The sequence below is a fragment of the Bacillus sp. AL-1R genome (assembly GCF_052180195.1).
Classification (GTDB): domain Bacteria; phylum Bacillota; class Bacilli; order Bacillales; family Bacillaceae_G; genus Gottfriedia.
The window spans coordinates 1,984,760-2,005,339 of the sequence record NZ_CP197469.1 but is presented as its reverse complement, the minus strand read 5'-3'; the positions used below and the strand labels follow the sequence as shown (position 1 = coordinate 2,005,339).

Sequence of the window (20,580 nt, the reverse complement as noted above, 5' to 3'; positions counted from 1 at the left end):
AATTTATCACCCTTGTTTTACGTAAATTTTTTCTCCATCTTCTACTACTAATTGACGAAATGCTTTTAATAATCTTTGGGTATGTGGGCCCGGTTTTCCATCACCGATCACACGTCCATCTACCTTAGATACGCCAATTACTTCAGCTGCTGTTCCTGTTAAGAAAACTTCATCGGCAACATAAACATCATGTCTAGTGAACAATTTTTCCTCAACTTCATAACCTAAAGTTTCACCTAGTTCCATAATTGCATTACGCGTAATTCCTTCTAATGCACCTGCTGAACTTGGTGGAGTAATTAACTTATTCCCTTTTACTAAAAAGACATTATCTCCTGAACCTTCAGCTACAAAGCCTTGATCATTTAGCATTAGTGCTTCTTGAACACCAGCTAGTTTCGCTTCAATTTTTACTAATATGTTATTTAAGTAATTTAAAGACTTAATTTGTGGATTTAATACATCACTTCGATTTCTTCTTGTTGCTACTGTTACAATTTCCATACCATTTTCGTATAGTTCTTGTGGAAACAGAGCAAGTTGTTCAGCAATGACAACTACATTTGCTCTTGGACAAGAAGTTGGATCTAACCCAAGATTGCCTTCACCTCTTGAGACGACGAGTCGAATATAACCACTATGTAAACTATTTCGATTTACAGTATCAACTACAATTTGTGTTAACTCTTCTAAAGAATAAGGAATTGTTAATAAAATTGATTTTGCTGATTCATATAATCGAATAAGATGTTCTTTTAAACGAAATACATTGCCATCATAAACGCGAATCCCTTCGAATACTCCATCTCCATATAGATATCCATGATCATATACAGAAACTTTTGCATCTTGTTTTTGAACGAATTCACCATTTAAAAAAATCTGTTGCTCTGTCACGGTTAATCCTCCTCAAGAGTTAAAATATTTGTACTTACTTTATTCCAATCTACAAAATAAATCAACAAGTTTTTAGAAAATTTAAAATTCATAATTTATTCAAAAATCGTATAAATATTGGTAAATCAACAATGAAAACCTTTACATTTTTTCAAAATAATTTTTCGACAAAATTTTACTCTTGAAAAATGTTTTTAAAAGGATTATCATATGGTTAATTTATACAGAATTTTCTGTAAATTAAAATCGGAGGCGAGTAAAAAATGGCTACTTTACAAATTAATGGGACTGTTAACGAAATCAATGAAGTGTTGAAAGTAATGAGTAATCATTTTGACATTCAGATTAAAGACGACGAAAAATCCGATCAAGGGTATTCAGTAGACTTCTCTTATGAAGAATGGGAAAATGATGCGTTTGTAAGTGAGATGTTAACTGGAGCCTATAATGATTAAACACTAAAGTTCTTATCGTATGATAACAAAAAGAGGGTAGCCTTAGTTTTTAGGCAACCCTCTTTTTTTTCGCTTACTACTAAATAAAAGATCGACACTATTTACTTTGATAGAACAGCAAGTGCCGCTTAGAGCAGTTCACCTGATCAATAAGACAGTCCATTTCGTTTATTTTAGCAAACCCTCTTCCTTCAAAAATTCTCTAGCTACACTTTCGGCAGATTTTCCACCAGCATTAACTTTGTAATTCATTTCACGCATTTCATCATTCGTTATTTTATTTTGTAATTTATTTAATATTATTTCAACTTCGGGATGTTTTTTAAGTGTTTCTTCTCGCAAAAGTGGTGCACATTGATATGGTGGGAATAAATTTTTATCATCAACTAATACTTTCATGTGATAACTTTGGAGCTCACTATCAGTTGAATAGGCATCAATAATCGAGAGATCCCCCGATTGGATTGCGTCATATCTCAATTTTGGCTCCATCGTTTTTAAATGTTGAAACTTTAGTCCATATAATTTTTGCAATCCTAAATATCCGTCTTCACGATCTGTAAACTCTAAAGTGAAACCTGCTTTTAACTGATTTGCCACTCTAGTTGTGTCTGAAATTGAATCGATTCCAAATTGTTTTGAAATGTGCTCTGGAACAGCTAATGCATATGTGTCGTTAAATTTCATAGGTTTTAAATAACTCAAATTATACTTTTTTGCTAAACCTTCTGCAGCTTGTTCATATACTGCATTTGCATCACTACTAACAGCCTTTTCTTTCAAAAATGTCGAAACGACGGTACCTGTATATTCTGGATAAATATCAATATCACCTTTTTTTAATGCATTAAACACAAATGTTGTTTTACCAAAGTTTGGCTTGACTTCAACGTTTAGATTTGTTTCATCCTCAATCATTAATTTATACATATTCATTATTATTTCTGGTTCAGCACCTAATTTCCCAGCAATTACTAATTCCGTTTTATTCCAAGACTTAATCGTTAATGGAGAAAATAATAATGCTAATAAAATAAAACTAGCAGTAATAATTCTTAATGAAAAACTTTTAAAACTCTTCTTCTCTATTAATCTTAAAATAAAATCAAACATAATGGCTAAAAGTGCTGATGGTATTGCTCCGATGATGATTAAATTCATATCGTTACGATCAATACCTAATAATATTAAACTACCTAATCCACCAGCTCCTATTAAAGCAGCAATTGTTGCAGTTCCAACAATTATAACCATCGCAGTTCGGATTCCTGCCATTATAACTGGTAATGCTAATGGTAATTCAACCTTAAAAAGTCTTTGTCTACCGTTCATTCCTAACCCAGTTGCAGCCTCTAATAAAATTGGATCAATTTCCTTAATTCCGGTATATGTATTTCGTAAGATCGGCAATAATGCATATACACTTAACGCAATTACTGCTGGAATCTTTCCAATCCCCACTAATGGTATTAATATCCCTAACAGCGCCAATGAGGGTATCGTTTGAATAACTGCTGTAGTTCCTATCACAAATTCAGAGAGCACTTTCTTTTTCGTTAAATAAATGCCAATTGGGACGGCTAACATTATTGCAATAATTAGTGCAAACACTGAAATTTGAATATGCTCTAACAAAGCCGTTAATAACTGTTCTTTTCTATTTCCAAGCGTCGTTGTAAATGATGTGAGAAACATTTTAAACCCACTCCTTTACAACAGCTTTACCACGATAATTGTCAATAAATTGTTCAACAAAAGGATTGACTGGAGTATTTAAAATTTCATCCTTCGTACCTACTTGAACTAACTCACCATCGTGCATGATCCCGATTCTGTCTCCTAAATAAAATGCTTCGTCTAAATCATGAGTAACAAAAAGAATCGTTTTATTAATCTTTGTTTTTAATTGTTTAAGTTCCTTTTGTAATTGTAATCTAGTAATCGGATCTAATGCACTGAATGGTTCGTCCATTAATAATAGATCTGGATTCCCTGCTAAAGCCCTTGCTACACCTACCCGCTGCTGTTGACCACCAGATAACTCAAAGACCGGTCTTTTACAAAACTCTATAGGACTTAAGTTTACTAATTCTAATAATTCTCGAGTGCGCTCTTTTATTTGTGCTTTATTCCATTTTTTTAATTCTGGCACAATTGAAATATTTTCTTCAACATTCAAATGGGGAAATAGTGCAATTTGTTGAAGTACATATCCAAACTCTCTCCTCAAGCTATGTTCATCATAATCCTTAATGTTTTTATCACGATAAAAAATTTCACCGTCAGTTGGTTTAATTAATCTATTTATTAATTTAATAGTTGTTGTTTTTCCACAGCCACTAGGACCAATTAACACAAAACACTCACCTGTTTGAATTGTAAAAGATAAATCAGAAACGGCACTTTTTCCACTTGAATACCTAAAAGAGATATTTTGAAATTGGATCATTCTAGTCCTCCCTTAAAAAAGCCTATAAGTATATATAGTTAGAGGACAAGTTTTCTTATGCTTTAAGTAATAAAAAATGGGAAAAAAGAAAATTTTTTTCATTATTTGTTAAAATTTTAAGAATTTTAATAGATTTTGTAGTAAATAGAGTAAATCTTTGTTAGAATGAGAAAATCATTTTTAAAAGTAACTATGGTTGAGGTGAATTATTTGAATACTTTAACAAAAAAAGAAATACTGTTTATTGGATTTATGTTGTTTTCCATGTTATTTGGTGCTGGTAATCTAATTTTCCCAGCATACATTGGACAAACAGCCGGAGAAAATGTATGGCAAGCAATTATTGGATTTATTATTTCGGATGCGGGTATTGCGATTTTAGCTTTTATTGCGATCGCGAAATCCGGTAATTTTGATACGCTTGTAAAAAGAGTACATCCTATTTTTGCACTCCTCTTCCCGATGGCCATTTACCTGTCAATTGGACCTGGCCTTGCTATTCCGCGAGCTAGTAGTCTAGCATATGAAATGGGTGTTAAACCATTTCTGTCTGAAGGTTTGGCTGTTTCGCCTTTAGGACTATTCGTTTATACGATTGTGTTTTTTAGTATCGTTTATTGGTTTGCTAAATCACCTTCAAAATTAGTTGACAGATTCGGTAAAATACTAACTCCTGCTTTACTAATCTTAATTTTAATTGTTTTTATTAAAGCAATGTTTACAGACCTAGCTAGTTTTAAGGATGCTTCCTTAACATACAAATCTAATCCTCTCTCACAAGGAATACTAGATGGCTATCAAACAATGGATGGGATTTGTGCATTAATCTACGGAATTGTTTTCATCAATATTTTTAAAAGATTAAATGTTACAAATCAAAAATTACAAATTAAGTATTTAATTATATTCGGTTTAATTTGTGCATTATTATTATCGATGACTTACTTTATAATTGGCTACTTAGGTGCATCGGCATCGATTCCAGGACAAATTGACAATGGAGCAATCGTCTTAACGATTGTCATGAAGCAATTATTTGGTAATGGTGGAACGATTGTTTTAGGACTTATTTTTACACTTGCATGTTTAAGTGTATGTATTGGTTTAATTACATCATGTTCTCAATATTTTAATAGTATTTTCCCAAAATTATCTTATAAAAAATGGGCAATCTTATTATGTTTCATTAGTGGCTTCGTAGCAAATCTAGGACTTACACAAATATTAAAAGTATCCGTTCCAATATTAGGTCTTTTATATCCAGTGGCAATTGCACTGATTGTACTAGCACTATTACACGATCAATTACCATTTAAAGGTAGACCTGTTTATTTCGTAACAATATTGTTTGTTGGAATTTATAGCTTAATCGAGATTATCAATTCATCATTACTAAATAACGGACTAAACGAATTATTATCGATTATTCCAATGCAAAGTAAAGGATTCGGTTGGATCCTACCTGGTTTTATCGGTTTTGTAATTGGGTGTGTTACGGAGAAGTTTTTCGTTAAAGAATATACTGAAGTAAAGAACGCAGCATAAATAATAAAGAGCGATCATCAGCATAAGCACTTCCTGAGGACGCTCTTTTTTTTGTTAAAAATGCGTACTAAGTTTTTCTTTTACTAACAATGATGGATTTAATTCGCTGATACTTTTTTGTCCGGATAAAGCCATCGTTAAATCAAAATCAGCTAAAATATTTTTCATTACTTGACTTACCCCATTTTTACCCGCTAGCGCTAGGCCATACATATACGGTCGACCAATTAATACTGCATCAGCACCGATTGCTAAAGCTTTATATACATCTGATCCCCTTCTAATGCCACTATCCATTAAAATTGGTAATCTACCTTTTAATTCACTACAAATAGTCTCTAATGCATCTAAAGTACTAATTGTTCCATCAACTTGTCTTCCACCATGATTCGAAACGACAATGCCGTCCATACCATATTCAAGTGCAAGCATCGCATCGTCCTTATGTAAAATTCCTTTTAATAAAATTGGTAACTTAGTTTGACTTCGCAAAAATGCTAAATCAGTCCATGTTAACGCAGGGTTACCAAAAAGTCTTGTCCATAATAGAATGGCTGACTGCGGATCTTCTTCAGGTGATTTATTTAATCGTGAGCGAAATACAGGATCCTCTAAGTAATTACCAATACCTTGCCCTTGTAAAAATGGTAAATAGGCATTTTCAATATCTTTTTCTCTCCACCCCATAATTGAGGTATCAAGCGTAATAACAATCGCCTCGTAGCCATTTGCTTCTGCACGTTTCATCATACTTGCTGCTATTTCCATATCGCTACTACAATATAGTTGATACCATTTAGGTGAATCACCTAGAACAGTTGCAACCTTTTCTAATGAGTAAGTTGATGCAGTACTAGTAATGTATGGAATATTCAATTCTGCTGCTGCTCTAGCAGCTTCAAGTTCCCCTTCTGGATGCGCAATCGACTGGACACCGATTGGAGCAAATAAAATTGGCGAATTATATGTTTTACCAAATAAATTAATACTGATATCACGCTCAGCCACATTACGTAACATTCGCGGTACAATTTTCCACTTATCAAATGCTAATCGATTTTCATTCATCGAGCGCTCGCTACCCGCGCCCCCTGCTATATAATAAAATGGCCCTTCCTCTAACTGATCTTGTGCTAACTTTTCTAAGTCTTCAAATCTAACAGGAATCTCACTTTTTTTTCCACTACTATACACTTGCAATTGAATATTATTTCCGAAATTCTTCATTCGAAACACATCCTAAAAAAAATTAGTAACCGTTTAAATATTCTAATTTCGTTCAAATAATTCCTTTATTTTTCTTTATAAATCATTCGACATTTTGAATATTTATGAAATTCCTAATCTTATTCAATACTTATTTAAAATTTTGTTTGAATGATATGATTCTATTTTTATTTTTCTTATAAGTAATGAATTTATTTCAGATAGATCACTTAAATAAGTTCTTAAATACGCTAATAGAGTGTACAAATAAGTAAGATACCCTTTTTATATAATGGTTTATTTAAATAATCTTAATTTGATTAACGAATTTGATTAAAACTTCTTTATATTAATTTAAGAGATTAGATAGATAATAAATACTTTTCGCCCTTATTACTATAAAGGTGGTGTTATGTTTGAAGCACTCTGATTGGATTAAATTAAGTGTAAGGCTTGCTTACGAAAACTTATTAAATAAGAATGGTGGACCATTTGGAGCAGTTATTGTCCAAGGTGGAAAGGTAATTGGTGCTGGCGTAAATGGAGTCACAACTTTAAATGATCCAACCGCTCATGCAGAGGTCCAAGCGATTCGAAACGCATGTCAAAATTTAGGTACATATCTATTAAAAGATGCTGTCTTATATACGAGTTGTGAACCTTGCCCGATGTGTCTAAGTGCTGCCTATTGGTCTAGAATTTCAAAAATATATTATTTTTTCACAAAAGATGATGCTGCAAAAATTGGATTTGATGATGCACATATTTATGAGGAACTTTCACTTCCATATGAAGATCGAACGATCCCTAGTGAACAAATAATGATTAATGTCAAAGATATTGAAAACCCTTTCATCGTTTGGTCAAAAGATAAAAGTCATGTACATTACTAATCGAAATAAAAAAAGGTTGCTCATTAATAAAATAATGGGCAACCTTTTTAACATTTTCTTTTACAAATATTAATCTTTTAGCTCATGGTCTTGCTTTGACTCTTCAATTACCACTAAATTTGAAGAATCATCTTTTACGTTATTATTTTCTTTCCAAATTTTATACTTTTCAATATCTTTATTAATTTGTTTAAATGTATAAGCTAAAATCGTAGCGTCATCTAAAAAACCTAATCCGACGATAAAATCCGGTACTGCATCGATTGGACTGACAAAATAAAGTAATGCCCCAATCACTGTCAAAATTGATTTGGTGGAAATATCTCTATAACTGCCATTCATATATGATTTAAATAGATCAATAAATAAATTTACTTTTTCCCAAGCTTCACCTAGCGCACCCTTTTTATCTGGTGCCAACTTGGCTGCTTTTTTCAATAAAATTGTTGATTTTTCTTTATTTCCTAAATAGGAAGAGGCTTTCTTTAAATATTTTTTATAAAACTTATTTTCATTTGACTCAGTCATTAGTTCTCCTCCTTTTTTATAGTTTAGCAAAAATGAAAACAAGATGAAAGTACGAAAAACCACTAATCATTTGATTAGTGGTTTCGATTATTTCTCAGAGCTTCACTAAAATGTGAAAGGAGAAATTTACTTATTATATAACTCTTCTACTTGCTTTTGTAAATCCTTATTCTCTAAGAACTCATCATAAGTGCACTCTTTATCAACTAAACCGTTCGGTGTTACTTCAATGATACGGTTTGCAATTGTTTGAATGAACTGATGGTCATGAGATGTAAATAATGCTGTACCTTTGAAGGCAATTAAACCATTATTTAATGCTGTAATTGACTCTAAGTCTAAGTGGTTAGTAGGATCATCTAATACTAAAACGTTTGCTCCACTTAACATCATTTTTGAAAGCATACAACGAACTTTTTCTCCCCCAGATAAAACAGAAGCTTTTTTCATTACTTCTTCACCAGAGAATAGCATACGTCCTAAGAAACCACGTAAGAAGCTTTCAGACTCATCTTGTGGAGAAAACTGACGTAACCATTCGATTAAGTTCATATCACTATTTTCAAAGAACTCAGAGTTATCTTTAGGGAAAAATGCTTGAGAAGTTGTTACACCCCATTTAAATGAACCAGTATCTGGCTCCATCTCACCCATTAAAATTTTAAATAAAGTTGTAATTGCAACGTCATTTTTACCAACAAACGCAATTTTATCGCCTTTATTTACAGTAAAACGTACATTATCTAGTACTTTTTCACCATCGATTGTTTTTGAAATTCCTTCTACAGTTAATAAATCATTACCAACTTCCCTCTCTGGCGTAAATCCAACGAAAGGATAACGACGAGAAGATGGTCTAATATCATCTAGCGTAATTTTATCTAAAAGTTTTTTACGTGAAGTAGCTTGTTTTGCTTTTGATGCATTTGAGCTAAATCGAGCGATAAATCCTTGTAATTCTTTAATTTTCTCTTCTTTTTTCTTATTAGCGTCAGCCATTAATTTTTGAGCTAATTGACTTGACTCATACCAGAAATCATAATTACCAACATAAAGTTGAATTTTACCAAAATCTAAATCAGCCATATGTGTACATACTTGATTTAAGAAGTGACGGTCATGTGATACAACAATAACTGTGTTTTCAAAGTTAATTAAGAAGTTTTCTAACCATTGAACAGCTTTAAGATCCAAGTTATTCGTAGGCTCATCTAGTAAAAGAATATCAGGTTGACCAAATAATGCTTGAGCAAGTAAAACTTTTACTTTCTCACCAGCTTGTAATTCAGCCATTTTTTTATAATGTAAGTCTTCTGTAATACCAAGACCTTTTAATAAAATCGCAGCTTCTGATTCTGCTTCCCAACCATTTAACTCTGCAAACTCACCTTCAAGTTCTGCAGCTTTCATACCATCTTCTTCAGTGAAATCTTCCTTCATATAAATTGCATCTTTTTCTTTCATTACTTCATAAAGACGAGTATGACCCATAATAACAGTTTGAAGCACTTCAAACTCTTCATATTCAAACTGGTTTTGTTTTAATACTGCAAGGCGTTCACCTGGCGTTACAATAACATCACCAGTAGAAGGCTCGATATCACCAGATAAAATTTTAAGAAAAGTAGATTTACCCGCACCATTAGCACCAATTAAACCGTAACAGTTCCCTGGTGTAAATTTTATATTAACATCATCAAATAATTTTCTGTCCGCAAAACGCAAACTTACATTGCTTACTGTAATCATTTTAATTTTATTCCTCCAACTCTTTTGCTCTACTCTTTACAATACCATACTTTATTAGGAAATTAAATTTTTTCTAAAATAAATTCATAAACAATCACCAAATTTTGTAAATAAATAGCTTAATTTAGTTTTTCATTTCCTTTTTAAAGGCAATATATGAGTAAATAGTTGTGAATCCAACTAAAAATATAATCAATGGAATGACAATGATTCCTTTATTACTCACTGGAATAAAATATAGCAATAAAAAACATAAACCAACAATCATAAATAATCTACCACTAACGCGATGTGTTTTTTTCCAAACAGTTTCATTACTTAATGTCCATGGTGTACGGACGCCAATAAAATAATTCGAACGAACATGAGGCAGATAATTACCAAGAAACATAAACAAAAGACCAATAAAGAGAAAACTCATTGAACCGATATGAACGTTATAACCTAATCCATAAAATAAAACACTCATATTAATTAAAAAGAAAATAAATAGAATCCCTGTAGACATAAAGTATAAACTTCTTTGGAATAACTTATAATTCTCTTTTCTTGGATCGATCTTCGGAGTAACAATTGGTAATAAATAAACCAAAAGCATGATCACATGGAGCTCGATAAACGTTTGCATTTTTGAATCGTAATTATTAACATGACCTGAAAAATCCCAGTGAACTGGTAGTTGGCTTGGTAAATCATGGAAGTTAATAATCCATAATACAAGCGAACAAATAAATAGTAAAATTGCAATGATATGCTTTTTCAAGTTAAATCACCTCTCAATTTTTTTCTTTAAAACTATATGCCCAACTAATAATTTCTTGGAAAACCGTCATATTTAGGGAATAAATAATAAATTGACCCTTCTTTTCATCTTGAATTAACTGAGCAGACTTTAATATTTTAAGATGCTGCGAAATACTTGGTTTTGACATATCGAATTGTTCTGAAATTTCTCCAGCAGTTAAATCCTTCTCTTTTAATAAATCTAAAATTTTCCTCCGAGTTGGATCCGATAATGCTTTAAATAATTCGTTCAAATTTTACACCTCTAAGAGAAGCTGTCTCAAAAGGTCATTGAATGACGACATTTTGAGGCAGTTTTTTTCATTTCATCATTTTTTGAGGGTTTTTTATAAAATTGGAGATTTTAGGAGAGGAATTTCCTTTTATTATTTTGTTATTTTTTCAGTTTTTTGGAAGTGGATTCCCATTTTTTTAGATTATGGGCAACACAAATTAGACCCCAGTCCGTGGTATTTTTGGACAGGCCTTTCATTGTAAATCGTTTATACCCTTGATTATGTTTTATTTGGCCAAAGACAGGTTCTACATCAATTTTTCTTTTTCGATATTTTTGATCCCCTTCTTCAGTCGATAGTCTTTTCCGTATGTCTTTTCGTTGGATCTGATTTTTGATGGAGACTTGGATCGTTTTCATTTCTTTTCCTTTGGCACAGGTGCTTTGGAACGGGCAGTTAGGGCATTCTACGCATTGATACGTTCGTTTAATGGATTCATAACCGTTATCTGTTTTCTTTTTACTTTCATATTGGAAAACTAGTCGTTTATCATTTACACAAATCCATTCATCTAATTCCTCATCATAAGTCATATTTTCAGCACGACCAATTTGTTTTTTCCATGCCTTAGTTTGTTCCTTATCGAATGTGTTGTATTTAATAAAAGCCTCTATTTCTTTTTCCTCACAATGAGCGTAATTTTCTTCACTCCCATAACCAGAGTCGGCAATGATCGAATTTGGTTTTGGACGATTGTACTTTTCCAATAGATCTAAATGAGGGATGAGGCAGCCTGGATCACCTGCGCGTTGGTGAAGACTAAAGCCAACAATAAATTGATTTTCCGTTCCAATTTGTACATTATATCCTGCTTTTAACTGACCATTTTTCATATGATCTTCTTTCATTCGCATAAAAGTTGCATCGGGATCGGTCTTGGAATAACTGTTACGATTTTGAAATGTTGCCTTTTGTTTCTCATATTTTAGTTTTCTTGGTAGTAAATCTTTCTCCAACTGACGCTTTGCTTTCTTTATCGCCTTATTTTTAGGATCTTTTTCTAGTCTTTTCTCTAACTTTTTCACGGTATCAGCGATTTTTTCGGACGTAATTGGTGATTCCTCTAATTTCGCTTCAATGTCTGTTTCTTGTTCTAAATCTTCATCTTCTTGGATCACTTTTTCAATTCCTAACACAATCTGTTGGAATTTTTCATCGAGTTTTTGATCATATTTTTCCGTGGATTTACGCCAAACGAAAGTGTATTTATTGGCATTTGCCTCAATTTTGGTACCATCAAGAAAATAGTCCTCAAGTTTTACAAGACCCTCTGCTCGAAGAAGATCGACAATTGAAAAGAACGTTTCATAAATTACGTCTTTCATTCGATCGCTTCGAAAACGGTTAATTGTACGGAAATCAGGTTGTTGTTCGCCCGAAAGCCACATAAAAACAATATTCTCTTTCAGTTGTTTCGCAATTTGTCTAGAGGAATACATACGGTTTGAATAAGCATAAAGGATAACTTTTAACATCATTTTTGGATGATAGGGCGGACGGCCACCACCTGTGTGAAAAGAAGAAAAAATAGTAGGATCCATTTTATCGACCGCAGTGTCAATTAAACGGGCAAGGTGATTAGTAGGAATTAATACCTCAATGTCCATTGGAAGAGTTAGTTGATTCATGTTATACTGTTTATACATAAGAAAATCGTTCCTTTCAGGTTGTTGGTTGTGGTGACTCAATTATACCAAAAAGAACGATTTTCTTATTTTTTTATGCTCAAAAAAGGGATGCCCCAAAAAGTTTATATTTTTGGGACATCCTCAATGTATTTGTCTAATTGTCAATTATGCTAAGATTAAAATAATTTATTTTAAGTTTTTATGTCCTTTCTATATAATTTAAATAAACATCAACTAAATGAAATTAAAAGATTAGAGGTAATATCATGGCAAATAAACTATATTTTGAACACCCCTCTTTAAAAAAATGGTTTACTAAAATTACAGACATTAAAGAAGTTGATTCTTTGTTTCATATCAAACTTGAAGATTCTGCATTTTATCCTGAAGGTGGTGGGCAGCCATCTGATTTCGGTACGATTAATGGAATTGAAATTATTGATTTAATAGAAGAGGATGAAGAAGTAATCCATGTCTTAAATAAAAGACCGGAGACACTTGATGCAAGATGTGAAATTAATTGGGATCGAAGAATTGATCATATGCAGCATCATAGTGGCCAGCATTTACTTTCGGCAACAATTATTGAACTATATGATATTCCTACAGTAAGTTTTCATCTAGGAAAAGAGACAGTTACGATTGACTTAGATACACCTTCTCTTTCAGCTGAACAATTAAATAAAATTGAGCGAGCAGTATATGAGAAGATTCTTGCTAATATTGAAATTAAAACATACTTCGTAGACAAAGAAGAATTAAATGTGCTTCAACTACGCAAATTACCAAAAGTTGAAGACAACATACGAATTGTTGAGATTTTACATACAGATTTATCTGCTTGTTGTGGTACGCATGTAAAACAAACGGGTGAAATAGGATTCATAAAATTAATAAAAACTGAAAAAGTAAGACAAACTACTCGACTTCATTTTAAATGTGGCTATAGAGCACTAGAAGAAATTCAAAAGACTAGTAAAACATTATCAAATATTAATCAATTATTTAATACACATACTGATCAGGTTAAAGATAAAGTCGAAACGACGATGTATGAATTAAAAGAAGCGCAAAAAGAGATCGAGAAAATGAAAGAAACGATCTTTAACTCAATTTCTAACGAATTACTATTAAATGCAACGAATGATATCATTTTTAAAACTTTTGAAGAAGAATCGGTTAAAGACTTACAGTTACTGGCGAAAGCTATTCAAGCAAAAAAACCTTCATTACTAGTTTTTTCAAGTGTAAAAGAGCAAAAATTATTGCTTATTAATCAGCTAAAAAATGATCTGCATTGCGGAGAACTAATTAAAAATTTACTAAAACAAGTTGAAGGAAAAGGAGGCGGCGGTGCAGGGCAAGCACAAGCTACTTTTGAAACTTCAATCCAATTAAACAAAGCTGAAAATACTTTAAAACATATTCTTCTTAGTCAGTTAAATGCGTAAATCTACAAAATTAAAAGAACAACACACGGACTGCTTGGGGTCCAGTTGTTCTTTTCTTATTTTTGTATTCATTTATTTTTATACAATCGAATACTTATAAAATTTTTTATCGACCTTCATCACTGGAAAATTTTCAGGTAAATCGTTCACTTCTACACTTGTAAATCCATTTTTTTCATAAAATCGATGAGCTGCTAGAAATTGAGGAGTGGTTCCAAGATAAATTGCCTTTATTGATTTTTCTTTCGCCCAATTAATAGCATGATTTAATAAAAGACTTGCAGTTTTATATTTTTCACCTCTGAATTCTTTGTCTACAAACATCTTTCTCAACGCAACTTGTTGATTCCCTATGTCTAAAAGACTGATCGTACCAACTACCTTTTCGCCATAAAGAGCCACCCAAAAGTTCCCTTTTCCATTCTGATAAAATTCTTCTATCGTAAACAAATCAGGCTGGTCATCCTTGGTGATCTTAATATTGTATTCCCGCTGCTGTATATCAAGAATCAAATCTACTACTTGAGCTTGAAAAACATTAGAGTATTCTTTCACAATTGGACTACTGTTCATAAATTTACACCGCCTATAAAATATTTAGATATGACTGTTTTCAATTTAACCATTTCTTTATAAATCACTGTTGTCTTCTCTGATATGAAACTCATCTCTTTTATCCTTTTCATATTAGTTTTACTTTCAGGCTAAATCTAAAAGTATATTTATTTAATTCTATTATTAGAATATGAATCCTTTTTGTTCGTCTTCCATGCTATTTAGCAAAACAAGCACTTAATATCCTCAATTAATCAAAGCCTATACTCTACTTTTTCTACTTTTATTTCTATTTTACATAGTCTTTTCTTTCTATTGATGAGATAATAGATTTTGTCGAATTATATTATGGGTAAATGGGGAGAAATTTTTATGTGGAAAAACCGAAACGTTTGGATCGTGTTGTTCGGTGAATTTGGAGCCGGTATAGGTCTATGGTTCGGAATTATCGGAAACTTGGAATTTATGCAAAAACATGTACCTTCTGATTTCTTTAAATCGTTAATTCTTTTTTTCGGTTTATTAGCAGGAGTTTTTGTTGGTCCTTTGGCTGGAAGATTAATTGATCAATATTCAAAGAAAAAGATTTTATTAATTAGTGGTTTAGGCCGAACTTTAAGTGTAATTCTAATGTTTTTTGCAATACAATACGAAAGTATAATTTTTATGGTCTTATTTTTAGTAATGTTGCAAATTTCTGCTGCATTTTACTTTCCAGCACTTCAAGCTGTTATTCCAATGATTGTAAAAAACGATCAGTTATTAACGTTAAATGGGATTCATATGAATATTTCAACAATATCAAGAATTGCTGGAACTTCAATAGGCGGTATTTTAGTTGTATCTACAAGTCTAACGAATGTATATGGAATGAGTATGTTGGCATATGCATTTTTATTTTTAATGACGTTCTTTTTACGAATTGAAGAACCAACCAATAAATCAATGAATGTAGAAAAAACTAAAAAAGCGAAAGCTGATAAAGGATTTACTGAAATATTCGCACTGATAAGAAATAACCCGACAATCTTAAATTTATTTATCTTAAACTTGGTGCCAGTACTTTTTTTAGGTGGATTTAATTTAATGGTAATCGAAATAAGTGATATTCAGCATGATCCTGCAGTAAAAGGTCTTATTTATACAAGTGAAGGTATCTCGTTCATGATAGGAGCATTTGTCATTAAACACTTAACAAAAAAGTATACGAATAAGCAATTATTATACTTTTCAACTTTTTTAGTAGCTCTTGCTCAGCTGTCACTTTTCTTTGCAGACCATCATTGGATGACGCTAATCTCATTTGCAATTTTCGGATTTTCAGTTGGTTGCTTCTTTCCTGTTTGTTCTACTGTTTTCCAAACTTCAATCGACAAATCATACCATGGTCGACTTTTCTCATTTAGAAGTATGTATGACAGAGTAACATTTCAAGTTGTCCTTTTAAGTACAGGACTATTTTTAGATACAATTGGGTTACAATATATGGTGTTAATTTTTGGAACGGTTTCTCTCTTAATTATTGCTAGATTATTGTATAAAGACAAAAAATCGAATGAAATAGTTAAAAAACCTGAAAATTTATCAATGTAATGAAAAGAGGCTGTCTCAAAAGAGGAGCCTCTTTTTCATTACTATTTACTTAACTACAAACAAAAAAGAGATCCCATATAAGAATGGAACACCCTTGTTAATCAATATCCATATGCAGCTAAAAATTCATTCAAACTTGAATACAGTGTAACGACTTCCCATTTTCGTTCAAATTCATAGGCTGTACATACTTCCCCTGTTTCCTCATTGATAAAGATCACATCATCCGTTTCGTCATCAAAACCAATTATTAACCAATTTTCTGGCCATTGTATTTTTTTACTTAAGTCCTTTTTAGCTTCATTTAATTCGTCTTCTTTAATAAAATAGATTGTCATATTTTCATTTGAGACTTCATCGATGCCTATTCCTTTTATTCTTGAAAACCATTCGTTTTGCATTTTATATTCCCCATTTCCAATAAGAAAGCCTGTATCAACCAAATGATCACAGGCTAACTTTTTTACTTTTGTGCTTTTTTTGATTCAGATAAATTTGATTTATCTTCGTAGTTTGGTTGTCTTTGACCGGCGTTATTTTTTCTTCCACCATTTCCACGTCCCATTTCTTTCGCCTCCTTAATTTGTCATAAAAATATTTTATACAATTAAGGAAAGTCTATCCTATAAAATTATAGGAAGAAAAAATAGATAACAAATTGGATAAATAGGATGATCCAATAACCAAAAACAAATTTTGGATGCTTTGTTTTATGTTTAAAATAATACATTCCTAAAATAGAACCAATCGTTCCACCGATAATTGCGAATAGAAATAATATACGTTCAGGAATTCTCCAAGCTTTTCTTTTTGCACGTGACTTATCGATTCCCATAATTGCGAATGAAACAATGTTAACGATTACTAAATAAAATAGAAAATACCCTACCATTTGGATCCCTCATAACACTCGTTTATTTTGAAATTTTTGCTATTTTACTACGAGTTGTTTGTATTAAATCTTTTGCATTCAATTGAAGTTGTATACCTATTTTTCCACCGCTAACAATAATCTCTTCTAAATTATTTACAGATTCTTCGATAAAAGTAGGGTATTGTTTTTTCATTCCGATTGGTGAACAACCACCTCTTACATATCCTGTACTTGCTAAAAGGTCTTTTACTGGTAATAATTCAACTTTCTTCTCTCCAGCAGCTTTTGCGGCTAATTTCAAATCTAATTCTTTTTCAACTGGTATGACAAATACATAAATCGCCTTGGATTGACTGATTGATACTAGTGTTTTATAGACTAATTCAGGATCTTTATTTATTTTATTTGCTACGGAAACACCATCAATCTTTCCATCATTTGATTCATAATTTAAAGTTGTATAGTTAATTTTTTTTGAATCTAACATTCTCATTGCATTTGTTTTACTTACAGCCATTTTTACTCCTTTCAAAGCTACAAAATTAAGATTATTTTAAGCAGATATTGATTGCTTCTTATTTCGATTTTTAAGTTTTTGTTCAATGGATTTCATAAACGGTGTAGTTGAAACAGCAAACACGACACAAGCTAACCATATAAATGAAAATGAAATAAAATCTTTCTTTGAGAAACTTTCATCGTATAATAAAACCCCTATTAATAAACTAATTGTTGGTGATATAAATTGCAAAAATCCAACATATGTATACGGAATTAATTGTGCTGCTTTACCGAAAAATAATAAAGGTATAATTGTTACTAACCCTGCACCTACTATTAATAATTGCTCAATTGGTGCACTTTGTACAAGACCTGCTTGGCCTTTATAAGCTAGAAAAGCAAAATATAGTAAGGCGACTGGAAAAATTAATAACGTCTCTATTGTAAGACTTAAAAAAGAATCAATCTTTAAAATCTTTTTTAATAATCCATAAAAGGCAAATGTTAAAGATAATAGGATTGCTACGATTGGTAATGTACCTGACATGATTGTTAAATAGCCTACACCTATTGTTGCTAAACAAACTGAAACGATTTGCCAAATTGACAATGACTCTTTCAATACAATTACACCAAGTATAATACTAACTAATGGATTAATATAATAGCCTAAACTTGCATCAAGAATATGATTTGAATTGACCGCCCAAATATAAATTAGCCAATTAGAACTAATTAATAGTGAAATAGCAATCATTGAAACGAATACTTTTTTATTACCTACAACTTGCTTCCAAGTAATATTAAATTGCTTTAATTTTTTTGAAAGAAGAATGAAAAGTATTAACGTAACAAAAGACCAGATAATACGATGTGTTAATATTTCAAAAGGAGAAATATCTTGAATTAGTTTCCAATATATCGGTAAGACACCCCATACTACATATGCAAGAACACCGTATAAAATCCCTTTAAGTGTGTTATTCATTCTCTCCCAGCTTTCTTTTTCTATATTAGTGTGCTATATCAACCTTTTTTTCTTCAGATTGTTCAGAAGGTAAAAATAAGACGAAAATAAACGTAATTATACTAAATACTGCCATAAATAAAGTGATGATTTCAAAACCGGTAGTTACAGCTTTTACTGTTGAAAGATGATTGACTTGATTATGAGCACTTAGAACTAATTTTTGACCATTCAATACTTCAGATACCTTAATTGTAAAAATGGTTCCTAACACAGCAACTGTAATTGTTTGCGAAAAAGTATTTAAAAAGGAATTTGCAGCAATTGCAATACCCCGTTGGTTCATCTCTACAGCTGATGAAATTAGGATCATATAAATTGGAAAAGATAATCCGAAGCCAAGACCTAAAAATGCATTAAATGGATAAATTAGTAATGTTGAATCATGGAAAAAATTCATCCCAAATGCACCGATAATACATAAGAATGCGCCTAATAGAATCATATTTTTTGCTTTCATTTTCTTAATGAGACGACCAGATAAAAAAGAGCCTAATGTCCAAGCGAATGATAAAGGAATTAACATTAAACCTGATTGTGTCGCACTTAATCCAAACACACTTTGATTATAAACTGGTAAATACACCTCAATCGATATTAGAAGTGCATGTGCAATAAACATTGCTGCATATGTAACAACTAAATGACGGATTTTGAATAATGAAAGTGGTAATAATGGTTCCTTTGCTCTTGTTTCAACAAAAAGAAATAACCCAAACAAAATGATTGCAAATGCAAAAAGAAATAATAAATTTGGAGAAGTCCAGTTATGTTGCTCTCCACCTACTACTAAAGCATATAATGCAGATAAAGTACTTAATATAAATAGAATGGATCCTAAATAATCAATTGAAATTGTATTTTTGCGGTCAATTTTTTGATGATAATATTTCCAAAATAGAATAACAGAGAGAATTCCGAATGGAAAATTAATAAAAAAGATAAAACGCCAAGAAATGAAGTCTACAAAAAAACCTCCAACTAAAGGACCAATTACGCTTGAAACTGCCCATACGGCACTTATATAGCCTTGCACTTTAGCCCTTTCTTGGTATGGATATAGATCACTTATTACCGTCATCGTTAAAGGTAATGCAGCTCCAGCTCCTAGCCCTTGAATGGTACGAAATAAAATTAATTGACCCATATTTTGTGAAAAACCACATAAAACTGAACCTAAAATAAATAAAATAATGCCAAACATTAATAAGTTTTTGCGACCATATAAATCCGATAGCTTCCCATAAATTGGTGTCGTTACAGTCATTGCCAACATATAAGCTGCAAAAATCCAACTCATCAACTTAACACCAGATAATTCTGTAGTAATGGTAGGTGTGGCAGTTGTAATAATCGTCCCTTCAATCGCAGACAATGTAACAGCTACCAACAACCCGATTGTCACTAGTCTTCGATTTGTTTCCACAGTTTACCTCCATTCGAGAGCAGATCTACGTATTGACTTTTTTTAGAAAAGATAACTATTCTTATCCTCCATTAAAAATAATAGAAGCTCTAATGGAGCTTCTATTGCTTTTCTTGCCTACTTCTTCCAATTTAGTTCAATAAATTCGTCTCTCCCAGACATCGCTCGGTCTTCTTTATAATGTTTTGGATTTTTTTTATGATAGTCTTGGTGATATTCTTCAGCCTCATAAAAAGTAGTTGCTTCTAATATTTCGGTTACAATCGGTTTCTTAAAAATATTACTTTCAATTAATTTTTCTTTTGATTCCATTGCTTCCTTCAGTTGTGAATCATTATGAACAAAGATTGCAGCTCGATATTGTGAACCTCTATCTTGGAATTGACCGTCTGGATCTGTTGGATCAATTTGCGGCCAAAATAATTCTAATAGTTTTTTGTATGAAAATAATTCATCATCAAACGTAATTTGAACTACTTCATAATGTCCAGTAGTCCCCTTTTTTACTTGTTCATACGTAGGATTTTCTAAATCTCCACCCATATAACCTGAAACAATACCATGTATACCAGGTAAATCTTCAAACGGTGTTACCATACACCAAAAACAACCACCTGCAAATGTAGCTTTTTGTATCAATTTAAATCCTCCTTACATTACCTAGTTTACATAATATTTTTATGTTAAACCCATATATTTCTATAATCTTATCTTATCTCTTTTA

At 31.7% G+C, this 20,580-nt stretch carries 21 protein-coding genes; 5 read left to right on the top strand and 16 right to left on the bottom strand.

Annotated elements, in window-relative coordinates:
• Window positions 1–6: 6 nt before the first annotated feature.
• Window positions 7–897 (bottom strand): branched-chain-amino-acid transaminase, encoded by an 891-nt coding sequence (ilvE, locus tag ACSBO6_RS09475; protein WP_098848176.1) that lies wholly within the window; start codon window positions 895–897, stop codon window positions 7–9.
• A 263-nt stretch (window positions 898–1,160) separates the two neighbouring features.
• Between ilvE and ACSBO6_RS09470 the strand changes: the two genes are divergently transcribed.
• Window positions 1,161–1,352, top strand: a complete 192-nt coding sequence (locus ACSBO6_RS09470) for a hypothetical protein (protein ID WP_098848174.1) — start codon at window positions 1,161–1,163, stop codon at window positions 1,350–1,352.
• 168 nt (window positions 1,353–1,520) lie between these two features.
• Here ACSBO6_RS09470 and ACSBO6_RS09465 read toward each other — a convergent pair whose 3' ends face one another.
• Window positions 1,521–3,047 carry an ABC transporter permease/substrate-binding protein gene (locus ACSBO6_RS09465; protein WP_498844540.1) on the bottom strand — a complete coding sequence of 509 codons (1,527 nt, stop codon included), beginning with the start codon at window positions 3,045–3,047 and terminating at the stop codon, window positions 1,521–1,523.
• 1 nt (window position 3,048) lies between these two features.
• Entirely contained in the window at window positions 3,049–3,801 is a 753-nt protein-coding gene (locus ACSBO6_RS09460) for an ABC transporter ATP-binding protein (protein WP_098848170.1), read from the bottom strand.
• Window positions 3,802–4,011: 210 nt separating this feature from the next.
• On the opposite strand from ACSBO6_RS09460, the gene brnQ reads away from it, so the two are divergent.
• Window positions 4,012–5,346, top strand: a complete 1,335-nt coding sequence (gene brnQ / locus ACSBO6_RS09455) for a branched-chain amino acid transport system II carrier protein (RefSeq protein ID WP_498844539.1) — start codon at window positions 4,012–4,014, stop codon at window positions 5,344–5,346.
• A 54-nt stretch (window positions 5,347–5,400) separates the two neighbouring features.
• Here the strand turns inward: brnQ and ACSBO6_RS09450 are convergent, their stop codons facing one another.
• Window positions 5,401–6,573 (bottom strand): alpha-hydroxy-acid oxidizing protein, encoded by a 1,173-nt coding sequence (locus ACSBO6_RS09450; RefSeq protein WP_498844538.1) that lies wholly within the window; start codon window positions 6,571–6,573, stop codon window positions 5,401–5,403.
• 395 nt (window positions 6,574–6,968) lie between these two features.
• Here ACSBO6_RS09450 and ACSBO6_RS09445 point away from each other — a divergent pair, with 395 nt between their 5' ends.
• Window positions 6,969–7,445: a nucleoside deaminase gene (locus ACSBO6_RS09445; protein ID WP_098848164.1), complete on the top strand. Its 477-nt coding sequence runs from the start codon at window positions 6,969–6,971 to the stop codon at window positions 7,443–7,445.
• A 69-nt stretch (window positions 7,446–7,514) separates the two neighbouring features.
• Here ACSBO6_RS09445 and ACSBO6_RS09440 read toward each other — a convergent pair whose 3' ends face one another.
• From ACSBO6_RS09440 to ACSBO6_RS09420, 5 genes are all read right to left on the bottom strand, one after another.
• Complete coding sequence (locus tag ACSBO6_RS09440) at window positions 7,515–7,973, bottom strand: YkvA family protein (RefSeq protein WP_098848162.1); 459 nt, start codon at window positions 7,971–7,973, stop codon at window positions 7,515–7,517.
• 126 nt (window positions 7,974–8,099) lie between these two features.
• Window positions 8,100–9,722: an ABC-F family ATP-binding cassette domain-containing protein gene (locus tag ACSBO6_RS09435; RefSeq protein ID WP_098848160.1), complete on the bottom strand. Its 1,623-nt coding sequence runs from the start codon at window positions 9,720–9,722 to the stop codon at window positions 8,100–8,102.
• A gap of 124 nt (window positions 9,723–9,846) precedes the next feature.
• A complete protein-coding gene (locus tag ACSBO6_RS09430; protein WP_098848158.1) occupies window positions 9,847–10,485 on the bottom strand; it encodes an SdpI family protein in 639 nt (212 codons plus the stop codon).
• A 13-nt stretch (window positions 10,486–10,498) separates the two neighbouring features.
• Window positions 10,499–10,759, bottom strand: coding sequence for an autorepressor SdpR family transcription factor (locus ACSBO6_RS09425; RefSeq protein ID WP_098429484.1), 261 nt, complete (start codon window positions 10,757–10,759; stop codon window positions 10,499–10,501).
• A gap of 140 nt (window positions 10,760–10,899) precedes the next feature.
• On the bottom strand, window positions 10,900–12,447 hold the full coding sequence (locus tag ACSBO6_RS09420) for an IS1182 family transposase (RefSeq protein WP_498843510.1): 1,548 nt from the start codon (window positions 12,445–12,447) through the stop codon (window positions 10,900–10,902).
• A 248-nt stretch (window positions 12,448–12,695) separates the two neighbouring features.
• Between ACSBO6_RS09420 and ACSBO6_RS09415 the strand changes: the two genes are divergently transcribed.
• Window positions 12,696–13,880, top strand: a complete 1,185-nt coding sequence (locus tag ACSBO6_RS09415) for an alanyl-tRNA editing protein (RefSeq protein ID WP_498844537.1) — start codon at window positions 12,696–12,698, stop codon at window positions 13,878–13,880.
• A 78-nt stretch (window positions 13,881–13,958) separates the two neighbouring features.
• On the opposite strand, the gene ACSBO6_RS09410 is transcribed toward ACSBO6_RS09415, so the two are convergent.
• On the bottom strand, window positions 13,959–14,453 hold the full coding sequence (locus ACSBO6_RS09410; RefSeq protein WP_098848154.1) for a GNAT family N-acetyltransferase: 495 nt from the start codon (window positions 14,451–14,453) through the stop codon (window positions 13,959–13,961).
• 354 nt (window positions 14,454–14,807) lie between these two features.
• Between ACSBO6_RS09410 and ACSBO6_RS09405 the strand changes: the two genes are divergently transcribed.
• On the top strand, window positions 14,808–16,028 hold the full coding sequence (locus tag ACSBO6_RS09405; RefSeq protein ID WP_498844536.1) for an MFS transporter: 1,221 nt from the start codon (window positions 14,808–14,810) through the stop codon (window positions 16,026–16,028).
• A gap of 101 nt (window positions 16,029–16,129) precedes the next feature.
• Here ACSBO6_RS09405 and ACSBO6_RS09400 read toward each other — a convergent pair whose 3' ends face one another.
• The 6 genes from ACSBO6_RS09400 to msrA form a co-directional block, all read right to left on the bottom strand.
• On the bottom strand, window positions 16,130–16,471 hold the full coding sequence (locus tag ACSBO6_RS09400) for an SMI1/KNR4 family protein (protein WP_286138472.1): 342 nt from the start codon (window positions 16,469–16,471) through the stop codon (window positions 16,130–16,132).
• 188 nt (window positions 16,472–16,659) lie between these two features.
• On the bottom strand, window positions 16,660–16,920 hold the full coding sequence (locus ACSBO6_RS09395) for a DUF1294 domain-containing protein (protein ID WP_098848149.1): 261 nt from the start codon (window positions 16,918–16,920) through the stop codon (window positions 16,660–16,662).
• Window positions 16,921–16,942: 22 nt separating this feature from the next.
• Window positions 16,943–17,419: a Cys-tRNA(Pro) deacylase gene (gene ybaK, locus ACSBO6_RS09390; RefSeq protein ID WP_098848147.1), complete on the bottom strand. Its 477-nt coding sequence runs from the start codon at window positions 17,417–17,419 to the stop codon at window positions 16,943–16,945.
• 36 nt (window positions 17,420–17,455) lie between these two features.
• Window positions 17,456–18,391: an EamA family transporter RarD gene (gene rarD, locus ACSBO6_RS09385; protein WP_098848145.1), complete on the bottom strand. Its 936-nt coding sequence runs from the start codon at window positions 18,389–18,391 to the stop codon at window positions 17,456–17,458.
• Window positions 18,392–18,416: 25 nt separating this feature from the next.
• Window positions 18,417–19,856 (bottom strand): MDR family MFS transporter, encoded by a 1,440-nt coding sequence (locus ACSBO6_RS09380; protein ID WP_498844535.1) that lies wholly within the window; start codon window positions 19,854–19,856, stop codon window positions 18,417–18,419.
• Between the two features lie 117 nt (window positions 19,857–19,973).
• A complete protein-coding gene (gene msrA, locus ACSBO6_RS09375) occupies window positions 19,974–20,492 on the bottom strand; it encodes a peptide-methionine (S)-S-oxide reductase MsrA (RefSeq protein ID WP_098848199.1) in 519 nt (172 codons plus the stop codon).
• Window positions 20,493–20,580: the final 88 nt, after the last annotated feature.